This window comes from Kitasatospora sp. NPDC036993, assembly GCF_055607525.1.
Genome location: NZ_JBVJRP010000016.1, coordinates 21,575 through 41,764, shown reverse-complemented (window position 1 = coordinate 41,764; position 20,190 = coordinate 21,575). Strand labels below are relative to the sequence as shown.

Below are 20,190 nucleotides of genomic sequence, written 5' to 3'. Positions count from 1 at the left end.
ATGGGCGAGAGGTGCGAACGGCCGGAGTGCTCCGGCGACGGCAGGATCGACGCCGACGGCTACTGCGACGAGTGCGGGCTGGCCCCGGCGGGCGGGACCGGCGGGACCAGCGGGACCGCCTCGGCGCCCGCGGTGCCCGCGGCGAAGGCTCCCCCGGCGACGGCGGCCGGCCCCGGCTCGCCCTGCCCGCGCGACTGCTCGGGCACCGTCGATCCGGACAACTACTGCGACGAGTGCGGCCTGACCCCGCCCGCCGGCGACACCGGCGTCACCCAGCCCTACGTCCCCTCCGCCCGGGTCTCGCCGGGCTCCGGCCGCGGCGGTTCGGGCCACGGTGCCTCCGGCCACGACGGCTCCGGTCACATCGGCTCCGGCCGCACCGGCTCGGCCCGCTCGATGTCAGGCCGCTCCCGCTCACACCGCTCGACCCGCACCGGCAGCAGCCGCTCGCTCTCGGTGCGCTCCACCCGGGGCACCGCCACCGCGGGCACCCGCAACCGGCTGGGCGCCGGCCTGGTCACCGTGCCGACCGTCGAGGCGGCCGACCCGGCCGCGGCGGTCCTGGTCGATCCCGAGGTGCCCGAGCGCAAGCGGTTCTGCTCCAAGTGCGAGACCCCGGTGGGCCGGGAGAAGAACGGCCTGCCCGGCCGCCCCGAGGGCTTCTGCACCAAGTGCGGCACGCCGTACTCGTTCACGCCCAAGCTGCGCCGCGGCGACCTGGTCGGCGGGCAGTACGAGGTGGTCGGCTGCCTGGCGCACGGCGGGCTCGGCTGGATCTACCTGGCGATCGACCGACGGGTCAACGACAAGTGGGTGGTGCTCAAGGGCCTGCTGGACACCGGGGACGAGGACGCCCTCGCGGTGGCCGTCGCCGAGCGGCGCTTCCTGGCCGAGGTGGACCACCCGAACATCGTGCGGATCATCAACTTCGCCGAGCACCCCGACCTGCGCACCGGCGCCACCGACGGCTACATCGTGATGGAGTACGTCGGCGGCAAGTCGCTCAAGGACATCGCCAACGAGCGCCGCACCCCGGACGGCCGGCGCGAGCCGCTGCCGGTCGAGCAGGCGATCGCGTACGCGCTGGAGGCGCTGCCGGCCCTGGGCTACCTGCACGGCCGGGGCCTGGTGTACTGCGACTTCAAGATCGACAACGTGATACAGAGCGGCGACGCGCTCAAGCTCATAGACATGGGCGCGGTCCGCCGGTTCGACGACGAGGGACCGATCTACGGCACCGTCGGCTACCAGGCCCCGGAGATCGCCACCGAGGGCCCCTCCGTCGCCTCCGACCTGTACACCGTGGCCCGCACCCTCGCGGTCCTCTCCTTCGACTTCCAGGGCTACAGCGGCACCTACCGCGACTCGCTGCCGGGCCCCGAGCAGGTCGAGGCCTTCGCCAGGTACGAGTCGTACTACCGCTTCCTGGTCCGCGCCACCGACCCCGACCCGGCCCGCCGCTTCGCCTCCGCCGAGGAGATGGCCGACCAGCTCACCGGCGTGCTGCGGGAGGTCCTGGCCCTCCAGGACGACCGGCCCCGGCCCGCGCCGTCCACCCTGTTCGGCCCCGAACTGCGCGTCGTGGACACCGAGCTGGTGCTGCCCACCGAGCAGGCCGGCCTGCTCCGGGTGGCCCCGCTGGACCCGGCCGCCGCCGCCCTCGCGCTGCCCGTCCCGCGGGTCGACCCCGGCGACCCCAACGCGGGCTTCCTGGCCGTCCTGATCAACCCCGACCCCGAGGAGGCGCTCGCCGCGCTGGCCGCCGCGCCCGTCGCCTCGGTCGAGAGCCGGCTGCGCGAACTGCGCGCCCTGCTCGAACTCGGCCGCCACCAGGACACCGTGAGCCGCCTCGGCGAGCTGGAACGGGACCAGCCGGACGACTGGCGGGTGGTCTGGTACCGCGGCCTGACCGCCCTGGCAGGAAGCGCCGGTGCCGGACCGGACGCCCGGATCACCGGCCTGCGGGCCGCCGCCGAGGCCTTCGACGCGGTCTACGACGCCTTCCCCGGCGAGGCCGCCCCCAAGCTGGCCCTCGGCATCTGCGCCGAACTGCTCGGCAACGGAGGTGACGCGGCCGAGTTCTACCGGCTGGTGTGGGCCACCGACCACGCCTACCTGAGCGCCGCCTTCGGGCTGGCCAGGGTCCGGCTGGCCGAGGAGGACCGGGTCGGCGCGGTCCGCGTCCTGGAGTCCGTCCCGGCCGCCTCCAGCCACTACACCGCCGCCCGGATCGCCGCCGTCCGGGCCCGGCTGCGCGAACGCCGGGTCACCGACGACCTGGCCGGCGACCTCGGCGCGAGCTCCGCGCAGCTGACCGCGCTGCGGCTGGACGCCCGCCGCCGCGAGGAGCTGGCCGTCGAGGTGCTCGGCGCGGCCCTGGGCTGGGTCGGCGCCGAGACGGCCGCCGGACGGCGCTCCGCCGACCTGGTGGTACTGGGACGTCCCGCACAGGAGCGGGAACTGCGCTTCGCCCTGGAACAGTCCTACCGGGTACTCGCCCGGTTGGCCGACCGGGCGGAGACCAGGATCGAGATGGTGGAACGGGCCAACCGTGCCCGTCCCAGGACGTGGGTGTAGCAGATGCCGCAGCAGACCGAGTGCCCGAGCTGTTCGGAGCCGATGGACCCGGAGGACGCCTACTGCGGCTCCTGCGGGACGGGCCGGGACGGCCGGGCGGCCCCCGGCGCGATGCCGGCCGGCTGGGCCGCCGCCCGCGGCGAGGCCGTACCGTCGCAGCGCGGGCCGGTCTGCGTGCACTGTGCGCAGCCGCGGGTCACCCCGGACGGCTACTGCGAGGGCTGCGGCGGCGCCCAGCCGCGCCCGCGCGACCACATGGAGAAGGCGCTCGGGGGCGTCGCCGGGGTCAGCGACCGCGGCGTGCGCCACCACCGCAACGAGGACTCCTTCACCGTCGCCGCGACCTCCCTGCCCGGCGGCGAGCCGGTCGTGGTCGCCGTGGTGTGCGACGGGGTCTCCTCCTCCGACCGCCCGGACGAGGCCTCTGAGACCGCGGTGGACTCCGCCTCCGAGTCGCTGCTGACCTCCCTGGAGGCCGGCCGGGACCCTGACCAGGCGATGCGCCAAGCCGTCGCGGACGCCGCCAAGGCCGTCGCCGACCTCGCCACCGACGGCGCGGGCCCCACCCGGCCCGACCTCAACGCGCCCGCCTGCACCTTCGTCAGCGCGATAGCCGCGGGCGGACGGGTCACCATCGGGTGGGTCGGCGACACCCGGGCGTACTGGATCCCGGACGACCGCGCCGCCGCCGAGCCGTTCCGGCTCACCCAGGACGACTCCTGGGCGGCCAGGATGGTCGAGGCCGGGCTGATGGGCGAGGCCGAGGCCTACGCCGACCCGCGCGCGCACGCGATCACCGGCTGGCTGGGCGCCGACGCCGAGGAGGTCGTGCCGCACACCCTCGACTTCACCCCGCACGTCCCCGGGGTGGTGCTGATCTGCACCGACGGGCTGTGGAACTACGCCGAGGCGGCCACCGACCTGGCGTACTACGTGCGCCCGGACGCCCGCACCGAGCCGCTCGCCACCGCGCAGACCCTGGTGAAGTTCGCGGTCGCGGCCGGCGGCCACGACAACATCACCGTCGCCGTGCTGCCGATCGACCCGCCGGCCGCCGCCGAGGAGGCCGAGCAGACCCCCACCGCGCTGGACCTGCCGATCATCGCCCCGCGGTCGGGCGACCGCACGGCCGGTCAGCCGGCCGGTCAGCCGGTCGGTCAGCCGGTCGCCGAGGAGGACGAGGACTACGAGCCGACCCTGCCGGACCTCCCGGTGATCGGCTCCCCCGCCGCCCCGCTGCCCCCGGCCCCGCCCGCGCCCCCGGAGGTCCCCCCGGCGCCGGCCGCTCCCGCCGCGCCGCCCGTCCCGCCCGTCCCCCCGCAGCCGCCGCACCCGCCGACGGCCTGACCGACCCACCGCCGGAGGCCCCGGCGCCACGGCCCGCCGGCCCGTCCGGCGGGCCGCCCGACCGTCCTGAGCACGTCCACCCCTCACCCGACGGGAGCCGACCGCCCCATGGCAACACTGGCGAAGCCGAACCTGCCCAGGTTCAACGTGGAGATCTTCCAGAACGAGTACCTGGCCGACGGCGCCCGCGAGGTCAACGCCATCGTCACCGTCACCGCGACCGGCGGCGGGACCTCGGGCGGCCGTCCGCTCGGCTACGCCGACGCCGCCCCGGCGGGCTCCGGTGCCGTGGGCTCCGGCGCTGCGGGCTCCGTCACCGCGGGCTCCAACACGGCGGCGGCCGTGGTCATCCTGGTGGACTGCTCGGGCTCGATGGACTACCCCAAGTCCAAGATCAACGGAGCCCGCGAGGCCACCGCCGCCGCCATCGACGCGCTGCGCGACGGCACCGCCTTCGCCGTGGTCGCCGGCACCCACGAGGCCCGCGACATCTACCCCGGCGACGGCACCCTCGCCACCGCCTCCGCCGCCACCCGCGCGCAGGCCAAGGAGTCGCTGCGCCGGCTCACCGCGGCCGGCGGCACCGCGATGGGCACCTGGCTGGGCAAGGCCGACAAGCTCTTCCTCACCCGCCGCGACATCGCCATCCGGCACGCCGTCCTGCTCACCGACGGCAACAACGAGCACGAGTCGGCCGAGGACCTGGCCCGCACCGTCGAGCGGGTGACCGGCCACTTCACCGCCGACTGCCGCGGCGTCGGCACCGACTGGCGGATCGACGAGCTGCGCAAGATCTCCTCGGCCCTGCTCGGCACCACCGACATCGTCGCCGAACCCTCCGGCCTGGCCGAGGACTTCCGCTCGATGATGGCGGGCGCGATGGGCAAGCAGGTCGCCGACGTCGCGCTGCGGATCTGGACCCCGGCCAACGCCACGGTCAGGTTCGTCAAGCAGGTCGCCCCCGCGGTCGAGGACCTGACCGGCCGCCGCACCGAGACCGGCCCCCGGGCCGGCGACTACCCGACCGGCTCCTGGGGCGACGAGAGCCGCGACTACCACGTCTGCGTCGAGGTGCCGGCCGCCTCGGTCGGCAACGAGATGCTGGCCGCCCGGATCAGCCTGGTGCTGCCCGACCGGCTCGCCGGCGGCACCCCCGAGGTGCTCACCCAGGGCCTGGTCAAGGCGGTCTGGACCGACGACCTGGCCTCCTCCACCCGGATCAGCCCGCAGGTCGCCCACTACACCGGGCAGGCGGAGCTGGCCTCCTCCATCCAGGAGGGCCTGGAGGCCCACCGGGCCGGGGACGTCGACCGCGCGACCGCCAAGCTGGGCGCCGCCGTCCGGATCGCCCACGCGACCGGGAACGAGGGCACCTACAAGCTGCTCCAGAAGGTGGTGGACGTGGTGGACCCGAAGGAGGGTACGGTTCGGTTCCGTAAGAACGTGAGCGAGGCCGACTCGATGACCCTTGAGACCCGGTCGACCAAGACGGTACGTGTGAAGAAGTGACCGCTGAAGACGTGACCGGGCCGGCGCCCCGGCGCGACGCCGCACCGAGCCGGCCCGAAACGAGGGGGACCTGATGCCGATCTGCCCGAGGGGCCACGAGTCGCAGGCCGAGGACTGGTGCGACTTCTGCGGCTTCCCGATGACTCCGCCGGCCCCCACACCGGGGGCGCACGGAGGCTACCCGGGAGCGCCCGGGACCGAGCCCGCGCCCGGCGCACCCGTCGGGTACCCGGGGCACTCCGGCGCGTCCTTCGGCGCGCCCCCGCTGCCTCCGCCGATGCCCCCGGGGGCCGTCCCGCCGCCCGGGGCGCCCCTGCCGCCCCCCGGCATGTCGACCCCGCCCCCGCACGGGACCCTGCCGCCGTACGGGGCCGTCCCGCCGCAGGCCGGGCCGCACGGCCTCACCGAGGGCCTGACGGTCTGCCCGATCTGCCGCAGCCCGCAGACCGGACGGTTCTGCGAGGAGTGCGGCTACGACTACGAGCTCTCCACGCCCTCGCGCCGCCAGGTGCCAGGTGCCGGCGGGCCCGGTGCCCCCCAGCCGCCGCTGAACATCCCGGAGACCTACGGCGGCCCCCCGCAGCAGCCCCAGGGCCCGGCCGGTCACGCGCAGTTCGGACAGCCCCCGTTCGGCCGGCCGCCGTTCGAGCAGCCCCCGTTCGAGCGGCCCCCGTTCGAGCAGCCCCCGTTCGGGCAGCCGCCCGCGGCGCAGCAGGCCGTCGCCCCGCCCGTCCCGGCACAGCCGCAGGCCCCGGCGCAGCCCCACACCTACGGCTACCCGCCCGCCAACGGGCCGGAGGGGCAGTTCCCCGACCCCTCGGTGCGCGAGGACTCCGGCCCGGTGTACGCCCACCCGGCCGGCCCCGGACCGAACAGCCGCGGCGGCGACTTCGGCACCTCCTTCCACCTCGCCCCGCCGCAGCAACAAGGCCGGCAGCAAGCGCAGCAGCAGCCGCAGCAGCCGCACCCGCAGCAGCCCCAGGAACCCGCCCAGCCCGCCGAGCCGGTGCGGGCCAACTGGATCGCCGTGGTCTCGGCCGACCGGGACTACTTCACCGACATGATGGCCCGCAGCGGCCCCGAGGCGGCCGGCCTGTTCTTCCCGCCGTACTGCCCGGAGCGCCGGATCCCGCTGACCGGCCGCGGCCAGCTGCGGATCGGGCGGCGCAGCCAGCACCGCGGCACGGTGCCGGAGATCGACCTGTCCGTCCCGCCGGAGGACCCGGGCGCCTCGCACCAGCACGCGCTGCTCGCCGAACAGGCGGACGGCAGCTGGGTGCTGGTGGACCAGGACTCGACCAACGGCACCACCGTGAACGGCGGCGCGGAGCCGATCGCCCCGCACACCGCGGTGCCGCTGAACGACGGCGACCGGATCCACATCGGCGCCTGGACCACCATCACCGTGCACCGCGGCTGAAAGGCCGTCGACTGACGAATCGTCACGGAAAGGCGGGCCGGACGATTTCCCGGCGATTCGCCGTCGCCAACTCCGGCCGGGCCGGGCGGAATTCGACATCCGCCCGGCCCGGCCCCGTTTCCCCCCACCTCGAAGTGTCCGCGAATTCCCCGGCTCCGGCCTGCACAAGAGCCTTCACAAGCCCTAGGCTCAGGGCGCATGACTGCTGCTATATCCGCTGACGGCATCCGCCAGCGGTACGGGGATGTGCAGGCCGTCGACGGGGTGTCCCTCACCGTCGAGGCCGGCGAGTTCTACGGGATCCTGGGCCCCAACGGGGCCGGGAAGACCACCACGATGGAGATCCTGGAGGGCGTCCGGAAACCGGACGAGGGCCGGATCGAGTTGCTGGGGATGCGACCCTGGCCGCGCAATCCGAAACTGCTGCCGCGCATCGGCGTGCAGTTCCAGGCGACCGCCTTCTTCCGGAAACTGACCGCCCGGGAGACCATCCGCACCTTCGCGTCGTTCTACGGGACCGGCCCCAGGCGGGCCGACGCGATGCTGGAGCGGGTCGGCCTCGTCGACAAGGCCGAGACCCTGACCGACCAGATGTCCGGCGGCCAGGCCCAGCGCCTGTCGATCGCCTGCGCGCTGGCCCACGACCCGGAGCTCGTCTTCCTGGACGAGCCCACCACCGGCCTCGACCCGCAGTCCCGGCGCAACCTCTGGGACCTGCTGCGGGACATCAACGCCGAGGGCCGCACGGTCGTGCTGACCACCCACTACCTGGACGAGGCCGAGGTGCTCTGCGACCGGGTCTCGATCATGGACCACGGGAAGGTCCTGCACACCGGCGCCCCGACGGCGCTGATCCGCGAGATCGACGACACCGTCCGGATCAGCGTCGCCTCCGGCCAGCTCCCGCTCGACCGGGCCCGCGAACTGCTGACCGCCGCCGGTGCGGACATCGCCACCCTGGAGGACGACACCGTCTCGCTCTCCGTCTCCACCCGGCTCCCGGCGCCGGTGCTCACCGTCCTGGCCGAGCAGAACGCCCTGCGCGGCCTGGAAGTGCGCGGCGCCACCCTGGAGGACGTCTTCCTCCAGCTGACCGGACGGGAGTTCCGCGCATGACCGCCACCACCCCCACCGAGCCGCGGGACGGCGCCCGGCGCGGCGGCCCGGCCGCCGGCGAGCGGGAGCGGGTCAGCGCGTTCTGGAGCCTGTCCCGCGCGATGCTGCTCGGGCTGAAGCGCGACCGCACCGCGAGCTTCTTCATCCTGCTGTTCCCGCTGGTGTTCCTGGTGTTCTTCGGCGCCGTGACGCAGAGCGCCGGCAGCCCGCACGCCAAGGTCGCGCAGGTCGGCGCGGTGAAGCTGTTCGACTCGATCCAGGGCGAGGACCGGGCCGCGCTGGAGCAGGTCCTCACCATCACGAGGACCGACGACGAGGCCGCCACGCTGGAGAAGGTCCGCAAGGGCGACTACCACGCGCTGATCACGCAGGGCCCGGACGGCAGGGTCGAGCTGCGCTACACCGCCGCCGACCAGGTCCGCGCGGGCACCGTCCAGGGCATCCTCAACTCGGTGGTCCAGAACGCCAACCAGGCGGCCACCGGCCAGAAGCCGGCCTTCGTGCTGGACTCCCAGCAGGTCGAGGACAAGTCGCTCAAGCCGATCCAGTTCCTCACCCCCGGCCTGCTCGGCTGGGCCATCGCCACCGGCGCGGTGTTCGGGGCGGCGCTGACCCTGGTCAACTGGCGCAAGTCCAAGGTGCTGCGCCGGCTGCGGCTGGCGCCGATCAGCGCCGGCACCGTGGTCAGCTCCCGGATCCTGGTCTCGCTACTGACCTCGTTCCTCCAGACCGCCGTCTTCCTGGCGGTCGCGGTGGGCTTCTTCGGACTGAAGCTCACCGGCAACTGGTGGCTGGTCATCCCGCTGGTGGCCTGCGCGACGCTCGCCTTCATGTCGATCGGCCTGCTGGCCGGCTCGGTCGCCAAGACCGAGGAGGCGGCCAACGGCATCTCGCAGCTCATCGTGCTGCCGATGTCCTTCCTGTCCGGCGCGTTCATCCCGATGGACAACGCCCCGGGCTGGCTGAGGGGCGTCTCCCAGGTCATGCCGCTGCACTACCTGGTCGACTCCGCCCAGTCGGTGCTCACCCGCGGCGGCGGCGTCATGGACGCCCTGCCCACCATGGGCGGGCTGCTGCTGTTCGCGGCCGTGCTGACCGGCATCTCCTGGAAGCTGTTCCGCTGGGAGGACTGACCGTCCCCTGACATCCGCCGACGTCCGCCCGATCCGGTCCCGACGGGGTCGTACGCCTTTGGTCCCGGTGTACGACCCCGTCGGCGTCTGCGACCATGGTCGGGTGAGAGAGATCCGGCGAGGCACGTTGAGCGAGGAGACCTTCTACGACCAGGTCGGCGGTGAGCCGACCTTCCGGCGGCTGGCCCACCGGTTCTACGAAGGCATCGCCGAGGACGAGTTGCTGCGGCCGATGTACCCCGAGGACGACCTCGGGCCGGCCGAGGAGCGGATGGCGCTCTTCCTGATGCAGTACTGGGGCGGCCCGCGCACCTACAGCGACCGGCGCGGCCACCCGCGGCTGCGGATGCGGCACGCGCCGTTCAAGGTCGACAAGGCCGCGCACGACGCCTGGCTCACCCACATGCGGGCGGCGGTGGCGAGCCTGGAGCTGCCGGCCGAGCACGAGCGGCAGCTGCTCGACTACCTGACCTACGCCGCCGCCTCGATGATCAACACCCCGGGCTGAGCCGCCCCGAGCCGTCCCCGAGCAGCTCCACGGGGCTGCCGGGCGGGCCTACCGGACCGGGCTGAGCCCCAGCCCCGCGCCCGGCGCGGCCGCGGTGCGCACCGCCACCGAGCCCGCCGGGGCGCTCAACCGCAGCCAGCCGCCCGCCCGGTGCACGGTGAGCGGGACACCCGGCTTCAGGAAGCCGATCACGTACGCGGCGTGCGGTGCGCGCAGCGGCAGCTCGGGCAGCACGCCGACCGGGCGGGACCAGATCTCGTCGGCCAGCGCGTCCAGCACCGCGCGGGTGCGGTGGTGCGCCGGGACGGCCTCGCTGCGCTCACGGAACTCCCGCACCCCGGCCATGAGTTCGGGGTACACCTCGGCCACCGACGGGGTGCCGGCCGGCCGCCAGCCGGTGCGCGGCGGCAGCAGCCCGGCCCAGGCCGGTCCGGTCACCGGCGCGGGCAGCGCGAGGCGGCCCGCCTCGGTGTCCACGCCGTCCAGCAGCTGACCGGCCGAGACGGTCAGGTCCACCGGCTCGTCCAGGCCGCTCAGCCGGACGGTGCGGATCGCCAGCGCACCGGAACCGCCCAGCGGCAGCCGTCCGAAGACCGCCAGCACGCCGTCCCCGCCGCCGCTCCGGTCCACCGCCTGGAGCCGGACGGCCGCCGCCCGGTCGAAGCGCAGCAGGCGCAGCAGGAAGGCGGAGAGGTCGGCGGCCTCCCCGGCGTCGGTCAGGGCGAGACGGGCGGTGATGGTCACGGCGTTTCAGCTCGAATCGTCAGGTGCGGTCAGACGGTGGCGACTGCCACGGCGCCCTTCTCGTCGGCGGTGGCCCGGCCCGTGGCGGCGGCCTCGTCCGTGAAGCGGCTGAGGAACTCCCGCTCCACCGGCGAGATCCGGCGCGGCCGGCCCTCGGCCAGGTCGTACGGGACGACCACGGTGGACGCCCGGACGTACACGACGTCGCTGCCGTCCTCGGCGACGTCCTTGATCTCGTAGGAGACGGTCAGCGAGGCGACGCCGATCTTCGTCACCCAGGTCTCGATGGTGACCGGCGTCGGCCGGTGCACCAGCGGACGCTTGTAGTCGATCTCGTGGCGCGCCACCACCGAGCCGCCCGCGAACTCCCCGGCGCCGGCCTCGGCGGCCTGGGTGAACATGAAGTCGATCCGGGCCTCCTCCAGGTAGCGCAGGAAGACCACGTTGTTGACGTGCCCGAAGGCGTCCATGTCGGACCAGCGCAGCGGGCAGGCGTAGATGTGGCGAGCCACGGCAGTTCTCCTCGGTGTCCGGTCTCCCGCCGCCGTCCACCGCCGGTGCGGCGGCGGTCGGCGACGGGCCGCGGCCCGGCAGGCCGCCCCGGAGGGCAGTCTGCCGGGCCGTTGTGACGGCTGGATGTCAGCCTCGGGTCAGCTTCTTGTACGTGGCCCGGTGCGGACGGGCGGCGTCGGCGCCGAGCCGCTCGATCTTGTTCTTCTCGTAGGACTCGAAGTTGCCCTCGAACCAGAACCACTTGCTCTCGCCCTCGTAGGCGAGGATGTGGGTGGCCACTCGGTCCAGGAACCAGCGGTCGTGGGAGATGACCACGGCGCAGCCGGGGAACTCCAGCAGCGCGTTCTCCAGCGAGGAGAGCGTCTCGACGTCCAGGTCGTTGGTGGGCTCGTCGAGGAGCAGCAGGTTGCCGCCCTGCTTGAGGGTGAGCGCCAGGTTCAGGCGGTTGCGCTCACCGCCGGAGAGCACGCCGGCCGGCTTCTGCTGGTCCGGGCCCTTGAAGCCGAACGCCGACACGTAGGCGCGGGACGGCATCTCGACCTGGCCGACGTTGATCCAGTCCAGACCGTCGGAGACGACCTCCCAGAGGGTCTTCTTCGGGTCGATGTTGGCGCGGGACTGGTCGACGTAGCTGATCTTGACGGTGTCGCCGACCTTGACCGTGCCACTGTCCGGGGTCTCCAGGTCCTGGAGCATCTTGAACAGGGTGGTCTTGCCGGCGCCGTTCGGGCCGATGATGCCGACGATGCCGTTGCGCGGCAGGGTGAAGCTCAGGTCGTCGATCAGGATCTTCTCGCCGAAGGCCTTGTTGAGGTTCTCGACCTCGATGACGACGCTGCCCAGACGCGGGCCCGGCGGGATCTGGATCTCCTCGAAGTCCAGCTTCCGCATCTTGTCGGCCTCGGCCGCCATCTCCTCGTAGCGGGCCAGACGCGCCTTCGACTTGGCCTGGCGGCCCTTGGCGTTGGAGCGGACCCACTCCAGCTCTTCCCGGAGCCGCTTGGCGCGCTTGGCGTCCTTCTGGCCCTCGACCTTGAGCCGGGACTGCTTGCTCTCCAGGTACGTGGAGTAGTTGCCCTCGTAGCCGATGGCGCGGCCGCGGTCGAGCTCCAGGATCCAGCCGGCCACGTTGTCCAGGAAGTACCGGTCGTGGGTGACGGCCACGACGGTGCCCTTGTACTTGGCCAGGTGCTGCTCCAGCCAGTTCACCGACTCGGCGTCCAGGTGGTTGGTGGGCTCGTCGAGCAGCAGCAGGTCGGGGGCCTCCAGCAGCAGCTTGCAGAGCGCGACGCGGCGCTTCTCGCCACCGGAGAGCTTGGTGACCGCCCAGTCCCCGGGCGGGCAGCCCAGGGCGTCCATGGCCTGCTCCAGCTGGGCGTCCAGGTCCCAGGCCTCGGCGTGGTCCAGCTCCTCCTGGAGCTTGCCCATCTCGTCGAGCAGCGCGTCCGAGTAGTCGGTCGCCATCAGCTCGGCGATCTCGTTGAAGCGGTCGAGCTTGCCCTTGATCTCCTTGACGCCGTCCTGGACGTTCTCCAGGACCGTCTTGGTCTCGTCCAGCGGCGGCTCCTGGAGCAGCATGCCGACGGTGAAACCGGGCGAGAGGAAGGCGTCGCCGTTGGAGGGGTGCTCCAGGCCGGCCATCATCTTCAGCACGGTCGACTTACCGGCGCCGTTGGGGCCCACGACGCCGATCTTCGCTCCGGGGAGGAAGCTGAGCGTCACGTCGTCAAGGATGACCTTGTCTCCGTGAGCCTTGCGCACCTTGCGCATCGTGTAGATGTATTCCGCCACGTGAGATCGCTCCGGCGTCGTCGGGAGTATTCGGCTTGCAGCCTTCCATTGTGCCGCACCCGGCCCGGAGGCCCGAATCGCCCAGGTGACCCCCACCGGGGTATCCGGAGCCGCTCGCGCCGTCCCGGGAACGCGGCGGCTCGGACCGCGGCCTCCCCCGGCTCCCGCCCACCCGGCCGACGCGACGGCCCGGCCCCCCGCAACGGGTGCGGGGAGCCGGGCCGGTTGCCGCTCTCAGGGCCTCGGAAGGTCAGCGCCTCCCGGCCCACCGGGGCGGTTCAGTCGGTTCAGGCGGCGCTGCGACCGTGGCGGCCGCGGCGGCGCAGGACGAAGACGGCGGCGCCACCGGCCACCACCAGGCCACCGGCGACGGCGGCGAGGATCGGGGTGGAGTCATTGGCACCGGTCTGGGCCAGGCCACCGGTGCCCGGGGCGGCGCTGGTGGTCGCCGGGGTCGGCTGGCCGGCGCCGCTGCTCGGGGTGGCCGAGGGCGTCCCGGTCGCGGCCGGGGTGGTCGGGGCGCCGGACGGCGTCCCGGGCGCGGCCGGGGTGGTCGGAGCCGAGGTCGGAGTGGTGCCGGTGCCGGTCTTGCAGTCCAGGACGCCCTGGAAGTCGCGGCTGTAGCCGTTCGGGCCGGTGACGGTGATCTTGTAACCGGTCTTCTCGGCGACCGGGACGAGCACGCTCTCGGTCTTGCCGGGCTGGACGGTCAGCTGCTGCTTGCCGACCGTGACGGTGCCGGCCTCGTCGCCGCCGTTGGTGACGGAGACCCGCACGCCGTTGTTCGCGCACTCGACCTTGGCGGTGCTGTCGATCAGCGCGCCCTTGGCCTGCTTCCAGGTGCCCTTGGCCGCCGCGGCGACGCTGAGCTTGCTGGAGCCGGCCAGGATCATGGTCTGGCTGTGCTCCTCGCGGGTGTAGCCCTTGCTGAGGAAGACGCGGCCGCTGGGCACCACGGTGGAGGCGGTGGCGTTCAGCGTGACCGAGCCGTCGGAGGTGCCGGCCGGCACCTCCAGGAACAGCTGGGTGTCCTTGGCGATCGGGCCGGTCAGGCCGCCGGCGACCGGCTTGTCGTCCTTGAGCAGCTTGACCTTGTCGGCCCCGTCACCGGAGACGGCCAGCTTCACCTCGGCCGCGCTGGAGTTGAGGGTGAACGGGCCGAGCTTGCCGCCGGACTTGCCGGAGACCGAGTCCGGGTTGAGCGCCAGCGAGGGCTTGGGCTCGGCCGCGATGCCCTTGTTGGCGTCGCCGACCAGGTAGTCGCGCAGCTTCTTGGCGCCGGCGTCGCGCGGGACGGCGTTCTTCTTGTCCGAGTACTTCCAGATCGCGGCCTGGGTGCCGGCGGCGGCGGCCTCCGGGGTCAGGCTGTCCGCGCCGGCCGCCTTGGCCAGCGCCGTCAGGTCCTTGACCTGCGGGTAGGAGTTCTCCAGGATCCAGCGGATCTTGGCCGCGGCCTCGACCTTGTTCTTGTCACCGAGGGAGCTCGAAGCCCAGTCGGACTCCTGGTACTGGATCTTCTTCCTGATGTCCACCGGGAAGCCGAAGTCGATGCAGTACGTCTGGAGCTCGCCGTCGGCGGTCTTCAGCGTGAACAGACCGCCGTCGACGGTGCCCTCGCCCTCGACGTCGAGCTTCCCGCCGAGCATGGTGGGCTGCACCACAGCGGTCACACCCGCGCCCGGGGTGTCCGCCGCGACCGCCGCACCGGCCGCGAACAGGCCTCCGCCCAGCGCCAAGCTGGTCGTGAGCATGACAGTGGTTATCCGGGACAGACTCCGCCCCTGCCTCTGGAACATCTTGGGATCCCTCCGGGCGAGGCCGCACCGAGTGGGAGGCCTGCCGACTTGCCGTGCCGCGCGTGCCCCCTGTGGCTCCGCTGCGGATATGAACCAGACGAATCCTATTGAGCCCCGGAGGTCCCGAAACCCCCATGCGAAATCAGGACGATTCCGTATCTGTATCGTTATCAATCCCCTCAGGTCCCACACAAACTGACGGGGGACCAGAAAATCGCCGACGCCTTTCCGTTATCCGTTCGGATTGCGCGCACGGGTACAACGACCTTCTCGACCAACATATTTGTCGACAGGGAAGGTCATCGCCCCGTCAGGCCAGCGCTCCCGCGGTGTCACCTCCCCGCTCCCTCCCGGCCGCCTCGTCCGGCTCCCCGTCGGCCGGCCTCCCACCCGGCGGCAGCGCCCGCACGACGGACGCCGCGACGGCCACCGGGGCGGCCGGGGCCGCCACACCCGGGGCCCCGACCGCCGCCGCGGAGGCCCTGCGCGCCTCCAGTGCGCCGGCGATCCACGGCGGCACCACCCCGCCCCCGGGCTCCGCCCCGGCCGGCCCGGCGCCACCCGGCGACTGCCCGCGCACCCCCGTCGCCCACCGGAATGCCGTGGTGCCGCGAGTGAGGTCGTGCCCGACCGATCTGGCGTCGATCTCGACCCGGCTCCGCTTCGCCTCCCCCTCCGTCCACTCCCGTACCCGCAACCGGCCGCTGACCAGCACCGGATCGCCCTTGGCCAGCGAACCGATCAGGTTGACCGCCAGCGCCCGCCAGGCCGTCACCGTCACCCACTGCGTCTCGCCGTCCACCCAGCACTCGCGCTGCCGGTCGTACCGCCGCTCGGTGCAGCCGAGCCGGAAGTTGGCCATCGGCACCCCGCCGGTGGTTTCCCCGTAGCTCACCTCCGTCGCGACATTGCCGGTCACCGTCACGTGCGTCTCGCTCACGGCACACCCTCCGTTCCCGCCGATGCACCGTACGGAATCGACCGGTGCGCCCCGAGCGTGCACTCCGAAAGAAATCCCGGCCACCGACTTCCGAAATCCTGTGGATAACTCGGGCCTCAGGAACTGTTTGTCACTCGCAGGGGTGAATTTCGGCCTTCCGGCACCACCACAGCCTCCGCCTCTTCGCGGTCATGACAACAAAACCGCTGCTCGCCGCCCCGCCGGCACACCGTGGAACCCGCCGCGAACGGACCGCGGAACGGGTCTCGGAACGCGCCCCGTCGTCCGTCCGCGCACGTCATCCGACCGGCGCAACCGCGAATAAGGCCCCCACCCCGCGCCGGCGGCGGCACATTCTCCGTGCCGAATCCATAACGGGTGAGGAGGCAGCCCCGTAACGACTGCACAACGTCCGGCTCGGAACACTCCCAGACCGCTGCACTCACGGCCTTCACCTGCGATTATCGGACCGCTCCACCGAACCGACACACCAACGACGGTGTCGTCACACCCGGCCTGGGAACTGGACACCCTTATCCTGTCCCCGACAGGGCGAGGGCCCACCACCCCCACCCCTGCACTCAGGAACGGGGCCGGACGGCGCGCGCCCCGGCGCTCGCCGCCCCGATCCCGGCCACGGTCGCGCCCGCCCGGGCGCCGCCCGTCCCGCCCCCATAGCTCAGCGGATAGAGCACCCGCCTTCTAAGCGGTAGGTCGCAGGTTCGAATCCTGCTGGGGGCACCACCTGCCATTCCGCGGGCCACGCACGGTCGCGACCATGCGTGGCCGCGCCGGGCCTCCCGGCAATCCCCGACAGCCCGCGCACACCCACCGCGCATAACCCGTGACAATGCGTGTCGCGTCCGCCGTGAAAACACCCGGTGGCCAATGCCTGTGCCCCTGGCATTCCCGCCGCGTCTTCGTGCGGCGCAAATCCCGGGCGAATCCCCACCCGGTATCACCCGGAACGCCCGGGAGCCCCCGGAAACGCCCGGAACGGGCCGGCCTCGGCCGCCCGGCCCCGGGGCCCCGTACGGACCCGCTCCGGCCTGAAGCCGGTCCCGCGCCAACCCCGGGGCCCGGCCCGGCTACTCCGCGAGCCCGGCCAGATAGGCGTCCAGCAACGCCTCCTGCCGCTCCGCCGGAAACTCCCCGGGGGCGAACAGCGCCTGCACCACCAGACCCAGCGCGAAGGCCTGCGCCCCCGCCGCGAGCGCGGCCGGGTCGGCCCGCGCCGGGAGCTCCCCGAGCCGCTGGGCGTCCGCGACGTGCGCCGTGAGCGCCGTCCGCGAGCGCGCGTAGCGGCCCGCGTGCGCGGCCGCCAGGTCGGGATCGGCCAGCGCGTGGTCCCAGGAGCCGACCCAGATCCGGTTGTCGGCCGCGGACTCGCCGTCCAGCGGCAGCACGTCCAGCAGCGACGCCCGCACCCTGGCCAGCCCGGCCGGCGGCGGGCTGCCGTCGGCGGGGGCGGTGCGCCGGGGCCGGGCCAGCGAGCGCCGGTCCAGTTCCTCCAGCGCATGGCTCAGCAGCGCCCGCTTGTTCGGGAAGTAGTGCGTCAACAGTCCGGTGGTGGCGCCCAGTTCGGCGGCCACCGCGCGCAGGGTCAGCCCTTCGAAGCCCCGGCTGGAGAGCACCCGCCACACCCCCTCGGAGACTTCCGAGCGGCGGGCGTCATGGTCTCCACGGGCGGGCGTCATGGGGGCTATCGTACATACCAAACGTTTGTTATGAATGGTCTCAGCCAACCTCAGCACCCCCGTGAAAGGCCGCCCGTGTTTGCCGTACCGCTCGCCGAGAACGCCGAACTGCGCCCGCTGGAGCCCTGGCAGGCCCCTGAGTTCCTGACCCACATCGACCGCGCCCGCGCCCACACCGACCCGTGGATCCCCTGGGCGACCTTCTCGGTCGACCTGGACTCCGCCCGCGCCACCCTCCAGCGCTACGCCGACGGCCAGGCCGCCGACCAGAAGCGGATCTACGGCATCTGGCTGGACGGCACGCTGGTCGGCGGCGTGATGTTCGTGAGCTTCGACGCCCGGTCCGGCGTCTGCGAGATCGGCGCCTGGACCGAGCCGGCCGGCGAGGGCCACGGGCTGATCACCGCCGCCGCCAAGCAGTTGCTCGACTACGCCTTCGTCACCCGCGGCCTGCACCGCGCCGAGTGGTGGTGCTCCTCCGTCAACGACCGCAGCCGGGCCGTCGCCGAGCGGCTCGGGATGACCCGCGACGGCGTGCTGCGCGAGTGGTACCCGTACAACGGGGTCCGGTACGACAAGGAGATCTGGGCCGTCCTCGCCTCGGAGTGGACCGGCCGGGCCTGAACCCGGACGACGCGGGGCCCGGTGGACTCCCCGTCCACCGGGCCCCGCGCCCTCCCCCGTACCCGCCGGCCCGTCAGGCCCGTCAGGCCCGTCAGGCCCGTCAGGCCTCCCGAGCCGCCGGAGCAGTCCCGGCCGGTCCCAGCCGCAGCACGCACACCAGCGCCAGCGCCAGCGCCCCGCCCGCCGACAGGAACACCACGTCCACCGCGTCCGTGAAGCTGCGCACCGCGTGCTCGTGCGCCGCCCCGGTCAGCGCCCGGACCGCGCCGAGCGGCCGCCCCGGCTCGCCCGCCTCGAAGACCCGGGCCAGCACGCTGCCGAACAGCGCCGCGCCGAGCGCGTTGCCGAGGGTCTGGAAGAACCGGATGCCGGCGGTCGCCACCCCCAGCTGGTGCCGGGGCGCGGCCTCCTGCACCACCGTGATCAGCTGGCCGATCAGCTGCCCCAGCCCGCCGCCCAGCAGGGCGAGTTCGGCCATCACCAGCCACAGTCCGGTGTCCGGCCCGCTGAGGCCGAGCAGCACGAGGGCGAGCGTCGCACACCCGGCGCCGAGCGCCAGGAAGGTCCGGCCCGGGTGGCCGCGCCCGATCAGCCGGCCGGCCAGCAGACCGGCCCCGGTCATCCCGGCCGCCATCGGGATCAGGTAGAGGCTGGCCGAGGTCGGGGCGACGCCCCGGGCGATCTGTAGGTAGAGCATCACGTACATGATCGAGCCGATCATGCCCATCCCGACCAGGCCCTGGATCGCGAAGCCCAGCCGCACCGCGCGGATCCGGAACAGCGACAGCGGCAGCACCGGCTCGGCTGCGGTGGCCTGCCGCCACAGGAAGAGGCCGAACGCGCCCAGGGTGGCGGCGGACAGGCCGAGGATCACCGGGGACGTCCAGGCGTACTCCTGGCCGCCCCACTCGGTGACCAGCAGCAGCCCGGTCGCGAAGGCCGCCGCGAGGGCCGCGCCGACGAAGTCCAGGCCCCGGCGGTCGATCGTCGGGGGCAGCTTGACCACCAGGGCGACGCCGACCAGGACCAGCAGCCCGAGCGGCAGGTTGAGGTAGAAGATCCAGCGCCAGCCGAGGTGGTCGGTGAACAGCGCGCCGACCAGCGGCCCGACCGCCATGCCGAGGCCCGCGACGATCCCGCCCATCGCGCCGCCCCTGCCTCCGCCGCCCTCCTCCGGCTCCTTGAACTGGGCGATGACCACCATGGTGACGCTCATCAGTCCGCCGCCGCCGACGCCCTGCACCGCCCGGAAGGCGATCAGCTGGTCCATCGACTGCGCCGCCCCGCAGAGCGCCGAGCCGAGCAGGAAGGTGCCGACCGCCCCCAGCAGTACGCGCTTGGCGCCGTAGACGTCGCAGAGCCTGCCGTACAGCGGCAGCAGCGCGGTGGCGGCCAGGGCGAACGCGCTGACCAGCCAGGGCAGTCGGTCGACGCCGTGGACGGGGTCGAGGTCCCGGACGATCGGCACGGTGGCCGCCGACACGATGTTCATGTCCAGCACCGCCAGCACGATCGTGACCAGGCAGAGCAGCATGCCCAGCCCGCGCTGGGCCGGCGTCATCAGCGCCGCCGGTCCGGCCGGCTTCGTGCCGGACGGTGGCCGGTCCGCTGTCCTCGGTTCGGCGATCGCCATGGTCAAGTCCCCCCTGGGTCCGTGGAGTTCGGGCCGGACCGGTGGGATCCGGCGGGCCCGGCACCACCATGGCAGGATTTTTATACCTGGTCAATCCTTGAGCTCGGTCAATCATTGTTCCTGATACAGTCCCACCATGGCGACCCACCCTGGATTCGACGCCGGCCACGACCTCGACGCGCTCCCGCTGCGGGAGCGCAAGAAGATCCAGACCGGCCTCCGGCTCTGGCGCACCGCCATCGGGCTGTTCGCCGAACGCGGCTTCGACCAGGTCTCGGTGGCCGAGATCGCGGCCGCCGCCGAGGTGTCCAAGATGACCGTCTTCAACTACTTCCCCAGCAAGGAAGACCTGGTCATGGGCCCGATGGAGCAGCACCTCGACGAGCCGGCCCGGGTGGTGCGCGAGCGCGCCCCCGGCACCTCGGCGGTCGCGGCCCTGCGCACCCACTACCTGGCCGCACTGCGGAGGTTCGACCCCTCCACCGGGCTCAGCGACGACCCGATCGTCCTCGACGTGGTCCGGGTGATCCACCAGACCCCGGCCCTGCTCATGCGCGCCACCGCCGGCTTCGGCCAGCAGACCCAGACCCTGCTGGCCACCGAACTGCTCGCCCAGGATCCGGCCCACGACGAGCTCACCGCCAGGGTCGCCGCCGCCCAACTGCTCGCCGCCCAGCTGACCCTGACCGCCGACAACCAGCGCCGGATGCTGGCCGGCGGGCGCGCCGCGGACGCCCTGCCCGTCGCCCTCGACCAGGCCCACCGCGCCTTCGCCCTGGTCGAACAGGGCCTCGGTGACTACTGCACCCGCACCGCCTGAGAGAGTTGGCGCACCACGACCG

16 protein-coding genes and 1 tRNA gene are annotated in these 20,190 nt (G+C 73.3%); 10 read left to right on the top strand and 7 right to left on the bottom strand.

Annotated features, from left to right (window positions below):
- From ACZ7C5_RS29035 to ACZ7C5_RS29005, 7 genes are all read left to right on the top strand, one after another.
- Complete coding sequence (locus tag ACZ7C5_RS29035) at positions 1-2,577, top strand: serine/threonine-protein kinase (RefSeq protein ID WP_470323763.1); 2,577 nt, start codon at positions 1-3, stop codon at positions 2,575-2,577.
- A gap of 3 nt (positions 2,578-2,580) precedes the next feature.
- Positions 2,581-3,924, top strand: a complete 1,344-nt coding sequence (locus ACZ7C5_RS29030; protein WP_470323762.1) for a PP2C family protein-serine/threonine phosphatase — start codon at positions 2,581-2,583, stop codon at positions 3,922-3,924.
- Positions 3,925-4,032: 108 nt separating this feature from the next.
- Positions 4,033-5,433, top strand: coding sequence for a vWA domain-containing protein (locus tag ACZ7C5_RS29025; protein WP_401089770.1), 1,401 nt, complete (start codon positions 4,033-4,035; stop codon positions 5,431-5,433).
- A gap of 328 nt (positions 5,434-5,761) precedes the next feature.
- A complete protein-coding gene (locus ACZ7C5_RS29020; protein ID WP_470323761.1) occupies positions 5,762-6,853 on the top strand; it encodes an FHA domain-containing protein in 1,092 nt (363 codons plus the stop codon).
- 198 nt (positions 6,854-7,051) lie between these two features.
- Positions 7,052-7,969, top strand: coding sequence for an ABC transporter ATP-binding protein (locus ACZ7C5_RS29015; protein ID WP_401089767.1), 918 nt, complete (start codon positions 7,052-7,054; stop codon positions 7,967-7,969).
- The gene (locus ACZ7C5_RS29010; RefSeq protein WP_401089766.1) at positions 7,966-9,102 is read left to right on the top strand and encodes an ABC transporter permease; all 1,137 of its coding nucleotides are present in this window, start codon (positions 7,966-7,968) and stop codon (positions 9,100-9,102) included. Before ACZ7C5_RS29015 ends, ACZ7C5_RS29010 begins: the two co-directional genes overlap by 4 nt.
- A gap of 103 nt (positions 9,103-9,205) precedes the next feature.
- Entirely contained in the window at positions 9,206-9,610 is a 405-nt protein-coding gene (locus ACZ7C5_RS29005; protein ID WP_401089764.1) for a globin, read from the top strand.
- Positions 9,611-9,658: 48 nt separating this feature from the next.
- Here the strand turns inward: ACZ7C5_RS29005 and ACZ7C5_RS29000 are convergent, their stop codons facing one another.
- From ACZ7C5_RS29000 to ACZ7C5_RS28980, 5 genes are all read right to left on the bottom strand, one after another.
- On the bottom strand, positions 9,659-10,354 hold the full coding sequence (locus tag ACZ7C5_RS29000; protein ID WP_401089762.1) for a DUF8010 domain-containing protein: 696 nt from the start codon (positions 10,352-10,354) through the stop codon (positions 9,659-9,661).
- 29 nt (positions 10,355-10,383) lie between these two features.
- Positions 10,384-10,866 (bottom strand): acyl-CoA thioesterase, encoded by a 483-nt coding sequence (locus tag ACZ7C5_RS28995; protein ID WP_401089760.1) that lies wholly within the window; start codon positions 10,864-10,866, stop codon positions 10,384-10,386.
- A gap of 127 nt (positions 10,867-10,993) precedes the next feature.
- Positions 10,994-12,658 carry an energy-dependent translational throttle protein EttA gene (gene ettA, locus ACZ7C5_RS28990; RefSeq protein ID WP_188297656.1) on the bottom strand — a complete coding sequence of 555 codons (1,665 nt, stop codon included), beginning with the start codon at positions 12,656-12,658 and terminating at the stop codon, positions 10,994-10,996.
- A gap of 287 nt (positions 12,659-12,945) precedes the next feature.
- On the bottom strand, positions 12,946-14,409 hold the full coding sequence (locus ACZ7C5_RS28985; protein ID WP_401089758.1) for a Cys-Gln thioester bond-forming surface protein: 1,464 nt from the start codon (positions 14,407-14,409) through the stop codon (positions 12,946-12,948).
- A 355-nt stretch (positions 14,410-14,764) separates the two neighbouring features.
- Complete coding sequence (locus ACZ7C5_RS28980) at positions 14,765-15,394, bottom strand: single-stranded DNA-binding protein (RefSeq protein ID WP_470323760.1); 630 nt, start codon at positions 15,392-15,394, stop codon at positions 14,765-14,767.
- 668 nt (positions 15,395-16,062) lie between these two features.
- Here ACZ7C5_RS28980 and ACZ7C5_RS28975 point away from each other — a divergent pair.
- A tRNA-Arg gene (locus ACZ7C5_RS28975) sits at positions 16,063-16,138 on the top strand.
- A 344-nt stretch (positions 16,139-16,482) separates the two neighbouring features.
- On the opposite strand, the gene ACZ7C5_RS28970 is transcribed toward ACZ7C5_RS28975, so the two are convergent.
- Positions 16,483-17,091 (bottom strand): TetR/AcrR family transcriptional regulator, encoded by a 609-nt coding sequence (locus ACZ7C5_RS28970; protein ID WP_401089755.1) that lies wholly within the window; start codon positions 17,089-17,091, stop codon positions 16,483-16,485.
- Positions 17,092-17,166: 75 nt separating this feature from the next.
- Here ACZ7C5_RS28970 and ACZ7C5_RS28965 point away from each other — a divergent pair, with 75 nt between their 5' ends.
- Positions 17,167-17,715, top strand: coding sequence for a GNAT family N-acetyltransferase (locus ACZ7C5_RS28965; RefSeq protein WP_470323759.1), 549 nt, complete (start codon positions 17,167-17,169; stop codon positions 17,713-17,715).
- A gap of 100 nt (positions 17,716-17,815) precedes the next feature.
- On the opposite strand, the gene ACZ7C5_RS28960 is transcribed toward ACZ7C5_RS28965, so the two are convergent.
- Positions 17,816-19,276: an MFS transporter gene (locus ACZ7C5_RS28960; protein WP_470323810.1), complete on the bottom strand. Its 1,461-nt coding sequence runs from the start codon at positions 19,274-19,276 to the stop codon at positions 17,816-17,818.
- Between the two features lie 208 nt (positions 19,277-19,484).
- Here ACZ7C5_RS28960 and ACZ7C5_RS28955 point away from each other — a divergent pair, with 208 nt between their 5' ends.
- A complete protein-coding gene (locus ACZ7C5_RS28955) occupies positions 19,485-20,168 on the top strand; it encodes a TetR family transcriptional regulator (protein WP_470323758.1) in 684 nt (227 codons plus the stop codon).
- Positions 20,169-20,190 lie beyond the last annotated feature (22 nt).